Raw genomic sequence first — 12,004 nt, forward strand, 5'->3', positions numbered from 1 at the left:
GCGCCACCGCCGCCCGGCGGGGGGGGGGCCGCGGCGGCCGGCGCCGCCGCCACCCCCAGCAGCGAGTCCAGGCGGGCCTCGTCGGCCAGCAGGTCGGCCGCGGCGCCGGTGTGCACGACCCGGCCGGTGTCGAGCACGACCGCGTCCCGGGCGACCCGCCGCACCAGGGGCAGGTTCTGTTCGACGAGCAGGATCGTGGTGTGCTCGGCCATCCGCACCAGCGCGTCGCCGACCTGCTCGACCAGCTTCGGGGCCAGTCCCTTGGTCGGTTCGTCGATCAGCAGCAGCCGGGCCGGGTTGAGCATCACCCGGGCCAGCGACACCATCTGCTGCTGGCCGCCGGAGAGGGTGCCGGCCCGCTGCCGGCGCCGCTCCAGCAACTCGGGGAACAACTCGTGCACGGTGTCGTAGTCGGGGTCGACGCCGGGTTGCTCGGCCAGGGCCAGGTTCTGGGCCACGGTCAGCCCGGCGAAGACGTCACGGTCCTCCGGCACATAGCCGATGCCGGACCGGACGATCCGGTGGGTGGGCCGGCCGATGAGGTCGCCCCCCTGGAACTCGATCCGGCCCGCGGCCGGCACGATGCCCAGGATCGCCTTGAGGGTGGTGGACTTGCCGACGCCGTTGCGGCCCAGCAGGGCCGTGACCCCGCCCGGCGCGACCGAGAAGTCGATGCCGTGCAGGATGTGCGACCCGGCGATCCGCACGGTCACATCCGAAAGAACCAGGATCACAACACATCTCCCAGATAGGCCCGGCGCACCTCGGGGTCGGCCGTCACTTCGGCCGGCGTACCCACCGCGAGGAGCCGGCCGTGGTGCAGCACCGCGATGCGGTCGGCCAGTCCGAGCACCACGTGCATGTGGTGCTCCACCATGCAGATCGTCATGCCGTCCCGGTTCAGCTCGCCGATCAACCGGGTCAGCGACGGCACGTCCTCCATCGCCACGCCGGCCATCGGCTCGTCCAGCAGGAGCAGGCTCGGCCGCCGGGCCAGGGCGACCGCGAGTTCCAGCTTGCGCTTGTCCCCGTGCGACAGGGCCGCGGTCGGCCAGGCGGCGCGCGCGGTCATGCCGACCCGGTCCAGCAGGCGCAGCGCCTCCTGCATGACTACCCGGGAGCCGGCCCGGCGGAACGGGTTCAGCGGACCCGGAGCCGCGGACTGCACCGCGAAACACACGTTCTGCACCGTGGACAGCCCGTTGAACAGCGACGAGGTCTGGAACGTGCGGCCCATCCCGGCCCGGGCCCGCCGCCGCACCGACAGCCGGGTGACATCCGTTCCGTCCAGAAGGATCCGACCCGAGGTCGGCCGGGCCACCCCCGAGATCATGTTGACCAGGGTCGATTTGCCCGCGCCATTGGGCCCGATGACCGCCAGCAGCTCGCCCCGATCCACGGTGAGGTCGATGTCGGCGAGGATGACGGCACCGCCGACGGAGAACCCCACTCCCTGCACCCGCACCGCGGGATCGGAGGTGGTGACCGGACCGGCCGGCGCCGCGGCGGCGGTCACCGGAACGGCGTGGGGGCCGGGGCGGTGTCGGCCGGCGCGAGTTCCTTGACCAGTTCCGGGGTGGGCGTGCCGTTGACGTCGACGAGCCTGGTCTGGAACATCGGCTGCAGCAGGGCGTGGTCCTCGGCCCGGATCGTCATGGTGCCCTTGGGGCCCTGGAACTCCCAGCCCTCCAGCGCGGTGATCATGCCGTCGACGTCGTCCGGCGACTCCTGCGCCGCGCGCACCACCATCAGCGCCGCATTGCACCCGTCCGGCGAGAACAGATCCGGCGTCTTGCCTTCCGCCGTCAGCCCGGCGACCATGGCCTTCTCCACCTCGTTGTCGGTGGCCCCGTCGAAGTAGTGCGCCAGCAGCGAGAGCTTGTCCGCGACCGGGGCGAAGACCGTGTGGGTCGGCTTGATGTCCAGGCCGGTGACGACGGTCGTCCCGTCGAACGCGCCCTGCTGGCCCATCGCCTCCCACATCTGGGTGGCGTTGGTGCCCGCCCAGGCGACGAACAGCAGGTTCGGGTCGGCGTCCGCGGCCTGCTTGGCGAACGGGACGAGATCGGTCGCGGTGGCCGGCACCAGCAGGGGAGTGACGGTGGCGCCCTCGGCGCCGAACACCGCCGATGCGGCCGCGACATTGGCCTGCCCGAAGGCGGTGTCCTGCGCGAAGATCGTCACGGTCTTGCCCTGCAGGTCGCCGATGAACGAGGCGGCGGTCCGGATGTCCTGGTACGTCTGGCGTCCCGATCGGAAGGTGTACTTGTTGACGCCGGTGATGCCGTCGGTGGCGGCCGGTCCGGAGATGAACAGCACCTGGTTCTCGGCCGCGAGCGGGGCCATCTGCAGGGCGACGCCGGACGAGGCCGACCCGGCGAGGATCGTGTAGCCCTGGCCGATGTAGTCGGTGGCGGCGGTGGTCGCCTTGGCCGGATCGCCGGCGTCATCGGCGGTGGACACCTCGATCGGCCGGCCGCCGACCGCGTTGGTCCGGTCGGTCGCGTCGGCCAGGCAGACGTTGAAGGCGTCGAGATACATCTGGCCGTACGACTGGAGCGGGCCGGACAGCGAGGTGACCAGACCGACCTTGATCGGTTCGCCGGTCGCCCCGGCGGCCGCGCTGCCCGAGCCACTTCCGCTGCCCGCCGGTGTCGTCGGGTCCGCGGAGGACGACGAGCCGGGGCTGCCGCAGGCGGTCAGCATCAGCCCCGCCGCCAGGGTGCCGGCAGCGAGACGGCCAGTGAAGCGTCGGCGACTCATGGTGAGGGTCCTCCCCGTCGAGGTCACGAATGGTGTGGCGGACAGTGATCGAGGTCGTGGAACCATCGGTGACGATGTGTCGTGACCCCGCCGAGGGTCGGGCGTGATGGTCGGCCCCGCCGGTGAGCTCCCCTCGGGCCGGTCTGGCGAGGACGCTACGCGGGCTGGGCGCCGAACCTATGTCCCGGCCGGACACATTTCGGCGGCCAAAAGTGGGTGGGCCGGCCATGCTGAACCCTCGACCGGCCGCCGACCTGGGCCGATCCGCGGTCGCGGCGGTGGGAAACCACGCAGCGATCGGGTGCTCCGTATGGTTACCGTGGCTTTAACCGCGCCGGTAGGGAACAGTAGGCCGTACCCGAGTGGAGGTGAGGTCCCGAATTGACCGTCTTCGCGCGCACCGCGTCCCATCAGGGCCGTCCGGAGAAGGTGGACGCGTGCATCGCGTACCTGCGTGATGTCGCCGTCCCCGCGATTCTGGGCATGCCGACCTGTGTGGGGATGTCCGTCCTGGCCAGCCGCCAGACGGGCCTGGCGATCATCAGCACCGCCTGGGAGTCCAAACCCGACATGCACGCCAGCGTCGTCAAGATCCGCCCGATCCGGGAGAAGACGGCCGAGGCGATCGGGGGCGGCACGGCCGAGCTCGAGGAGTGGGAGATCGCCGCGATGCATCGCCGGCACCACGCCGGCCAGGCCGTGTGTGCCCGGGTCATCTGGTTGCGGATCGAGGCCGGCCGCTTCGACGACTTCGTGTCCGAGTTCAACGCGGCGACCCTGCCGGCCCTGGACGCGACCCGCGGCTTCTGCTCGACCAGCCTGATGATCAATCCCGAGTGGCGGCGGGCCGCGGTGTCCATCGCCTACGACAGCGCCGACGCGATGGACCGGCGGATCAACGGGTCGCAGGGCCGGCGGCTGCTGGAGCAGAACGTCATCCAGGTCCGCGAGTTCGACGAGGTCATGCCCCATCTGCGCGTGCCGGACCTCGCCTCGTACTGAGCCGGGAACTCGGCCCCGAACTCCGGCCCGGAATTCGGCCCGGAATTCGGCACTGTCGGACCGATCGGCCACACTGTTGGCCGGTCGGTCGCAGGTGTCGAGGGGGGTGGCGGGGTGGGCGTGCACGTGCACCGGGCCGAGCGCGCGGACACCCTGGCCGCCGCGTTGGCCGACCTGCTGGCTACCTCGCCGGCCGACCCGTTCGCCCTCGACGTGGTGGCGGTGCCGACCCGCGGGGTCGAACGCTGGCTCACGCAACGGCTCTCGCACCGGTTGGGGGCCCGGGACGGCCGGGCCGACGGGATCTGCACGGCGGTCCGGTTCCCCGGTCCGGCGGCCCTGCTGGCCGAGCTGACCGGCGATCGCGCCGACGATCCTTGGGCCCCGGACGCCGCCGTCTGGCCGTTGCTGGCGGTCATCGACGCCGCGGCGGACGAGCCGTGGTGCGCCCTGCTCGCCGGCCACCTCGGGTACCACCCGGCCGACCCGCACCGGCAGGGGCGCCGGTACGCCGTGGCCCGCCGGCTCGCCGGCCTGTTCGCCGGGTACGCCGAGCACCGGCCGGCGATGCTCGCCGGCTGGGCCGCGGGCCGCGACACGGACGGCTGGGACGGTCCGGTGCCGGCGGATCTGGCCTGGCAGCCGGAACTGTGGCGGCGGTTGCGGGAGCGGATCGGCGGCCCGGACCCGGTGCAGGCGCTGGCCGTGGTGGAGCAGCGGCTCACCGAGGACCCGGGCGCGGTGGACCTGCCCGACCGGTTGAGCCTGTTCGGCCCGACCGCGATGCCCGCGGCGCAGGTCCGGCTGGTGTCCGCGCTGGCCGTCCACCGGCAGGTCCACCTGTGGCTGCCGCATCCGTCGCCGGCCCTGTGGGACACCGTGCGGGACCGTCTCGACGGCTCCGGCCGGCCGGTCCGCCGGGGTGCCGATCCCGTCGCCGGGGTGGTCGGCCATCCGCTGCTGGCATCCCTCGGCCGGGACGTGCGGGAGCTGCAGATCATGCTGGACGGCCGGATCGCCACCGACACCCACCATCCGGCGGCCGGTGTCGGTCCCGTCGGCGGCCCCGCCCCGACGCTGCTGGACCGGCTGCACCGCGCGCTGGCCGGCAACCGGGTCCCGGACGCGGCCGGGCCGAGCGCCCGGGCCGACGACAGCATCCGGGTGCACGCCTGCCACGGGCCGGGACGGCAGGTGGACGTCCTGCGGGACGTGGTGGTCGGTCTGCTGGCCGACGACCCGACGCTGCAGCCGGCCGACATCCTGGTGATGTGCCCGGACATCGAGGCCTTCGCCCCGCTGCTGCAGGGTGCCTTCGGGCTGGCCGAGTCGGTGCCCGGCGGTCATCCGGCGCATCGCCTGCGGGTCCGGCTGGCCGACCGGGCGCTGCGCCGGACCAACCCGTTGCTGGCCGCGCTGGAACGGTTGCTGGATCTGGCCGGCGGGCGGATCACGGCCTCCGAGGTGCTGGATTTTGCCGCGTTCGCGCCCGTCCGGCACCGGTTCGGGTTCGACGACGACGACGTCGGCACGGTGGCCGACTGGGTGGCCGAGGCCGGGGCCCGATGGGGACTGGACGCCGCGCACCGGGCGGACTACGGCCTGTCCGGTTTCGAGCAGAACACGTGGCGTGCGGCGCTGGACCGCGTGCTGCTCGGCGTCTGCATGGCGGCCGAGCCCGGCAACCGGCTCGGCACCGCGCTCCCGCTGGACGAGATCGGGAGCGCCGACATCGATCTGGCCGGCCGCCTGGCCGAGCTGGTGGCCCGGCTCGGCGCCGCGGTGGACACGCTGACCGGCCGCCACACGGTGGCCCGGTGGTGCGCGCTGATCCTGGACGCGGTGCTGAGCCTGACCGCCGTGCCGCCCCGGTCGAGCTGGCAGGTGGCCGAGGTCCGGGCGGAGCTGGCCGCGGTCGAGCGGCACGCCGCGGCCGCCGGATCGGCCGACCTGCGGCTGGATCTGGCCGACATCCGGGCGCTGCTGGCCGGTGCCCTGGCCGGCCGGCCGACCCGGGCGAATTTCCGGACGGGCACCCTGACCGTGTGCACCATGATGCCGATGCGGTCGGTGCCGCACCGCGTGGTCTGCCTGCTCGGGCTGGACGACGGCGTGTTTCCCCGGGCGGTCCGGGAGGACGGCGACGACCTGCGCATCGGCGAGCCCGCCTGCGGGGAGCGGGATCTGCGGTCCGAGGACCGGCAGCTGATGCTGGACGCGATCCTGGCGGCCACCGACAAGCTGGTCGTCACCTACTCCGGAGCGGACGAACGAACGGGCGCCCGCCGGCCGCCGGCGGTCCCGCTGGGTGAGCTGCTGGACGCCGTCGACGAGCTGGGCCCGCTCGCCGGCGGGGCGGCGGCGCGCACGGTCGTCGAGGTTCGACACCCGCTGCAGCCCTTCGATTCCCGCGCGGTGTCGGCCGGTGCGCTGGGCCGGTCCGGGCCGTTCACCTTCGACCCGGTGGCGCTCGGCGGGGCCCGCGCGCTGACCGCCCCCCGGGTGGAGCCGCTGCGGTTGGCCGCCCAACCGGTGCCGCCACCGGTTCCCGCCGCCGATCTGGAGCTCGCCGCGCTGACCGATCTGCTGGTCCACCCGGCCAAGGGGTACCTGCGCCGGCGGCTGGAGGTGGCCGTCCCGTTCGAGCAGGAGGATCCGCCGGACGACCTGCCGGTGGTGCTGGACGCCCTGCAGGAGTGGGGGGTGGGCGACCGGCTGCTCCGGGACCGGCTGGCCGGGGTGCCGGAGGAGGAGTGCCGGCAGGCCGAGTGGCGCCGGGGTGTCCTGCCGCCGGCCGCCCTGGGCCGGCGGACCCTGGAGAAGGTGCTGGCCGACGTGCGCCCGCTGGTCGACCGCACCGCCGGACTGCGGTCCGGGCCGCGGCACACGGTCGAGGTCTCGGTGGAGCTGACGGGGGGCCGGCGGCTGCGCGGCACCGTCGGCGGGTTGTACGGGCGGACCCTGGTCGCCGTGTCCTACAGCAAGCTCGGGGCCCGCGCCCGGCTGCAGGCGTGGCTGGCCTTCCTCGCGTTGACGGCGTCCGGGGGCGGGTCGGCCGGGTGGAGCGCGGTGACCGTCGGCCGCGGCCCGCACGCCCGGCCGCTCGGCGCGACCCTGCCGGTCCTGCCCGCCGACCGGGCCGGTGATCTGCTGCTGGACGTGGTCGCGCTGCACGACGCCGGGCTGGCCGCGCCGTTGCCGCTGCCGCTCAAGACCGGCGAGAAGTACGCCGATGCGCGGCGGCGCGGCGTGGACCCCGACCGCGCGCTGACCTGGGCGGCGCAGACCTGGGAGGGCTCGGCGACGTACCCCGGCGAGAACCAGGACGGGGCCAACGCACGGGTCTGGGGGCGCGACTGCTCCTTCGCCGACCTGACCGAACCGGACCGGTTCGTCGAGCTGGCCGAGCGGCTGTGGGTCCCGCTCCTGCAGCACGAGCAGCGGAGTCCGATGTGACGGCGTCGCCGCCCGACGACGCCGACGTGCCCGTCGTCCCGTTCGACGCCTGCGGCTCGCTGCCCGTCGGGACCACCGTGCTGGAGGCCAGCGCCGGCACCGGGAAGACCCATGCCATCGGCGATCTCGTGACGCGGTACATCGCCGAGGGGGTGGCCCGGCCGGAGCAGCTGCTGGTCATCACGTTCGGCCGGGCGGCCAGCCAGGAGCTGCGGGAGCGCGTCCGCGGGCACCTGGTCGCGGCCGAACGGGCGTTGGCCCGGGTCACCGGGGCCGGTTCCGCCGGTGACCCCGACCGCCGCGCCGTCCCGGTCACCCTCGACCCCGCGGCGGCCGCCCCCGCCGACCCGGTGCACCGGCTGCTGGCGGCCGGCCCTCCGGGCGAGGTCCGGCTCCGGCGGGACCGGCTGCGCGCCGCCCTGGCCACCTACGACGCCTCGACCATCCTGACCACTCACCAGTTCTGCCAGTTCGTGCTCACCGGGCTCGGGGTGGCCGGGGACGCGGATCCCGACACCGAGCTCGTCGAGACGCTGGACGACCTGGTGGTGCAGGTGGTCGACGACCTGTTCGTCGGGGCCTTCGCCCGCCGGGAACTGGAGCCGGTGTTCGACCGGACGACCGCCCTGATGCTCGCGCGCCGGGCGATCGACGACCCGCAGGCGCAGCTGGAGCCGCTGGATGCGGACCCCAAGAGTGCGGCGACCTGGCGGGTGCGCTTCGCCCGGCGGGTACGCGAGGAGGTCGAGACCCGCAAGCGCCGGCGGCGCATCCTGGGCTACGACGACCTGCTGGGCCGGCTGGCCGCCGCGCTGGAACCCGACGACGCCCCGGCCCGCGGGCGGATGCGGCAGCGCTGGTCGTTCGTCCTGGTCGACGAGTTCCAGGACACCGACCCGGTGCAGTGGCAGATCCTGGACCGCGCCTTCTCCGGCCACGCCACGATGGTGCTGATCGGCGACCCCAAGCAGTCGATCTACGCCTTCCGGGGCGGCGACGTGCAGACCTACCTGGCGGCGGCGGGCACGGCCGGCTCCGCCCGGGCCACGCTGGCCCGGAACTGGCGGACGGACGCGCCGCTGGTGCAGGCCCTGCAGCTGCTGCTGCACGACCTGGCCCTGGGCAGCCCGGAGATCCGGGTGCGGCCGGTGGCCTCGGCGCTGCCCGGCACCCGGCTGGCCGGGGCGCCGTCCGCGGCCCCGCTGCGGCTGCGGGTCGTGCGCCGGGACGATCTGCGGGCGGGGCCCGGCGAGCTCATCCCGATCGCCCGGGCCCGCGAGTTCATCGCCCGGGACCTGGCGGCCGACGTGGCCCAGCTGCTGGCCGCGGAGGCCACCTTCGGCCCCGACCGGGTCCGGGCCGGCCATGTGGCGGTGCTGGTCGGCACCCACCGGCAGGCCCGGACGGTGCAGGCGGCGTTGATCGCGGCGGGCATCCCGGCGGTGGTCGCGGGCAGCGTCAGCGTGTTCCGGACCGAGGCGGCCGACCAGTGGGTGACGCTGCTGGAGGCGGTCGAGCAGCCCCATCGGGCGGCCCGGGTGCGGGCCGCGGCCCTGACCGCGTTCGTCGGCTGGCCGGCCGCCCGGCTCGCGACCGGCCCGTCCGGCGAACCCGGGGCGGCCGGCGTTCCGGCGGGATCCGCCGCCGGGGCCGGCACCGACGCGGCGACCGATGAGCTGAGCGCGCTGATCGGGCGGTGGGCCGGGGTGCTGGCGACCCGCGGGGTGGCCGCCCTGCTCGAGGTGATGGCGGTCGAGACCGATCTGCCCGGCCGGGTGCTCGGGCAGGTCGGCGGCGAACGGCTGCTGACCGACCTGCGGCACATCGGCCAGCTGCTGCAGGCGGTCGCCGTGCAGGACGGGCTCGGCGCCGCCGCCCTGGCCGAGTGGCTGCGCCGCCGGCGGGCCGACGACGGCGCCGACATCACCGCCGACCGGGTGCGCCGGCTGGAGACGGACGCGGCGGCCGCCCAGGTGGTGACCCTGCACGCCAGCAAGGGCCTGCAGTACCCCGTGGTGTACCTGCCGTACGCGTTCGACCGGCACGTCGCGAGCGACCCGGATCTGCTGTTGTTGCACGAGAACGGCCGGCGGGTCCTCGACGTCGGCGGCCCGAACACCCCGGGCCGGTCCCGGCGGCGGCAGCAGGCCATGGCCGAGGAGGCCGGGGAGGCACTGCGGCACCTGTACGTCGGGCTGACCCGGGCCCAGTCCCAGGTGGTCACCTGGTGGGCGCCGACCGCGAACACTCCGGCGTCCGGCCTGCACCGGGTGTTGTTCGGGGACCGCGACTTCGACGGGGGCGTGCCCGACCAGGTGCGGGTGCCCAGCGACGAGGCGGCGGCGACCCGGCTCGAGGACTGGCAGCGTCGCGGCGCGCTGGTGCTCGAACGCGCCGGCATCGCGCCGGTCCCCGTGCCGCCGGTCGCGCCGGGCGCCCCGGCCGGGTTGGCCGTCGGGACGCTGGACCGCGATCTCGAGCCGGCCTGGCGCCGCGTCTCCTACAGCTCGCTGGCCGCGGCGGGGGCGTCGGGCGTGCTGCTCACCGGTCCTGGTGTCGGGTCGGCGGCGCTGTCCGGATCGGTGGCCGGTGCGGCCCCCGGCGGGCCGGCCGGATCGACGGCCGGGCCGCTCACCGGCGAGCCCGGGGTCGGCAGCGAGCCGGAGTTCACCGAGCGCACGGACGAGGAGCTCGGCGGGGTGCGACCGCCCCCGGCCGGGCCCGGCAACGGGTCGACGGATGCCGCACTGCGGGCCCTGGCCTCGCCGATGTCCGCGCTGCCGGTCGGGGCGGACTTCGGCACGCTGGTGCACGCGGTCCTGGAGACGACCGATCCGCGGGCCGCCGACCTGCTCGCCGAGGTCCGGACCCGGGCGGCCGAGCAGGTGACCCGAACCGGCTACCCGCTGGACCCCGGGACGCTCGCGGAGGCCCTGGTGCCGGTGCTGCGGTCCCCGCTGGGCCCGGCGGCCGGGGGCCGGGCCCTGGCCGACATCGACCGCCGGGACCGGCTGACCGAGCTGGAGTTCGAGCTCCCGTTGGCCGGCGGCGACGCCGGCCCGGGCGGCCGGGCGGCGGACCTGACGCTCGGCGACGTCGCGCCGGTGCTGCGCCGCCACCTGCCGGCCGGCGATCCGTTCGCCGGCTACGCCGACCGCCTCGCCACCCCGGCGTTCGCCGGCCTGCCGCTGCGCGGCTATCTCACCGGCAGCCTGGACGCGGTGCTGCGGCTGCCCGGCCCGCGGTACCTCGTCGCCGACTACAAGACCAACTGGCTGGGCGACCTGGACGCCTCGACCACCCGGGCGCCGGGCGCCGAGCCCTCGCTGTCCCTCTGGGAGTACCGGCCATCGGCGTTGGCCGAGGTGATGGCCGGGTCGGACTACCCGTTGCAGGCGCTGCTCTACACGGTGGCGCTGCACCGGTTCCTGCGCTGGCGGCAGCCCGGCTACGACCCGTCCACCCACCTGGCCGGCGTGCTCTATCTGTTCGTTCGGGGGATGGCCGGACCGCAGACCCCGGTGCTCGACGGGCAGCCGTGCGGGGTGTTCGCCTGGGTGCCGCCGCCGGCGCTGGTCATCGCGCTGTCGGACCTGCTGGACGGGGGCGTGTCGTGACCGCGGGCGGCACCGAGACCTTCGAGCGGCCGGTCGATCCGCACGACCGGCGGCTGGCCCTGGGTGCGGACGGCCTGCTCCGGGCGGCGAACGAGGCCGATGTCCTGACCGCCGCCGACGTGCACGTGGCGGCGCGGCTGGCCCAGCTGGCGGGGGAGTCCGACGACCGGGTTCGGCTGGCCGTCGCGATGGCCGTCCGCGGTGTGCGCAGCGGGTCGGTCTGCATCGACCTGGACCAGGCGGCGCAGACCCTGCAGCTGGCCGACCCGCAGGGGCCCTGGCCCGACGTGCCGGCCTGGCGGGAGGCGGTGCTGGCCAGCCCGCTGGTCGGCCCGGGCCGGCCCCTGCGCTGGGAGTTCGGCCTGCTCTACCTGGACCGGTACCGCGCGCAGGAGCAGCAGGTGCGCGACGACCTGCTGGCCCGGCACGCCCAGCCGCCGCCGGTGCTGGACGCGGCCGCCCTGGCCGCCGGCCTGGACCGGCTGTTCGCCGACCGGGACGCCGGGCAGCGCCGGGCCGCCGAGCTGGCCGCCACCGGCTGGACGACGGTGATCGGCGGCGGCCCGGGCACCGGCAAGACGACCACCGTGGCGCGCATCCTCGCGCTGCTGATGGACCAGCCGGGGCCGCCGCCGCGGGTGGCCATGGCCGCCCCGACCGGCAAGGCGGCCGCCCGGCTGCAGGAGGCCGTGCAGGCCCAGGCGGCGCAGCTGCCGCCGGCCGACCGCCACGACCTGCCGGCGTTGACCGCCTCCACCCTGCACCGGCTGCTGGGTTGGCGGCCCGGGCGCAGCCAGCGGTTCCGGCACGACCGCGAGAACCGGCTGCCCTTCGACGTCATCGTGATCGACGAGACGTCGATGGTCTCGCTGACGATGATGGCCCGGCTGCTCGAGGCGGTCCGGCCCGACGCGCGGCTGATCCTCGTCGGGGACCCGGACCAGCTGGCGTCGGTCGAGGCCGGCGCCGTGCTGGCCGATCTGGTCGCCGGGCTGACCGCCCTGAACCCCGGATCCGGGCCGAGCGGATCCGGGGTCGCACTGCTGCGCACGACCTGGCGGTTCGGTGGCGCGATCGCCGACCTGGCGGCCGCCGTCCGGGCCGGCGACGCCGACGCCGCGCTCGCCGTGCTGCGCCGGCCGGGAGAGGAGGTCGAACTGATCGAC

The 12,004-nt window shown here is 75.4% G+C and carries 7 protein-coding genes; 4 read left to right on the plus strand and 3 right to left on the minus strand.

Annotated features, from left to right (window positions below; translation table 11 throughout):
* The 3 genes from ACOJUF_RS09435 to ACOJUF_RS09445 all read right to left on the minus strand — a co-directional run.
* On the minus strand, nt 1-734 hold a 734-nt coding region (locus ACOJUF_RS09435; protein ID WP_420121603.1), incomplete at its 3' end, for an ABC transporter ATP-binding protein.
* Nucleotides 731-1,516 (minus strand): ABC transporter ATP-binding protein, encoded by a 786-nt coding sequence (locus tag ACOJUF_RS09440; RefSeq protein WP_420121604.1) that lies wholly within the window; start codon nt 1,514-1,516, stop codon nt 731-733. The genes ACOJUF_RS09435 and ACOJUF_RS09440, both read right to left, overlap by 4 nt.
* Complete coding sequence (locus ACOJUF_RS09445) at nt 1,513-2,763, minus strand: substrate-binding domain-containing protein (protein WP_420121605.1); 1,251 nt, start codon at nt 2,761-2,763, stop codon at nt 1,513-1,515. The genes ACOJUF_RS09440 and ACOJUF_RS09445 overlap by 4 nt, the downstream gene beginning before the upstream one ends.
* A gap of 381 nt (nt 2,764-3,144) precedes the next feature.
* On the opposite strand from ACOJUF_RS09445, the gene ACOJUF_RS09450 reads away from it, so the two are divergent.
* From ACOJUF_RS09450 to ACOJUF_RS09465, 4 genes are all read left to right on the plus strand, one after another.
* Complete coding sequence (locus ACOJUF_RS09450) at nt 3,145-3,765, plus strand: hypothetical protein (protein ID WP_420121606.1); 621 nt, start codon at nt 3,145-3,147, stop codon at nt 3,763-3,765.
* Between the two features lie 114 nt (nt 3,766-3,879).
* Nucleotides 3,880-7,221 carry an exodeoxyribonuclease V subunit gamma gene (gene recC / locus ACOJUF_RS09455; RefSeq protein ID WP_420121607.1) on the plus strand — a complete coding sequence of 1,114 codons (3,342 nt, stop codon included), beginning with the start codon at nt 3,880-3,882 and terminating at the stop codon, nt 7,219-7,221.
* On the plus strand, nt 7,218-10,838 hold the full coding sequence (locus tag ACOJUF_RS09460; protein ID WP_420121608.1) for a UvrD-helicase domain-containing protein: 3,621 nt from the start codon (nt 7,218-7,220) through the stop codon (nt 10,836-10,838). Before recC ends, ACOJUF_RS09460 begins: the two co-directional genes overlap by 4 nt.
* Nucleotides 10,839-10,891: 53 nt before the next feature.
* On the plus strand, nt 10,892-12,004 hold a 1,113-nt coding region (locus tag ACOJUF_RS09465; protein ID WP_420121609.1), incomplete at its 3' end, for an AAA family ATPase.

Source organism: Nakamurella sp. (genome assembly GCF_048594475.1).
In the GTDB taxonomy this organism is placed as follows: Bacteria; Actinomycetota; Actinomycetes; order Mycobacteriales; family Nakamurellaceae; genus Nakamurella.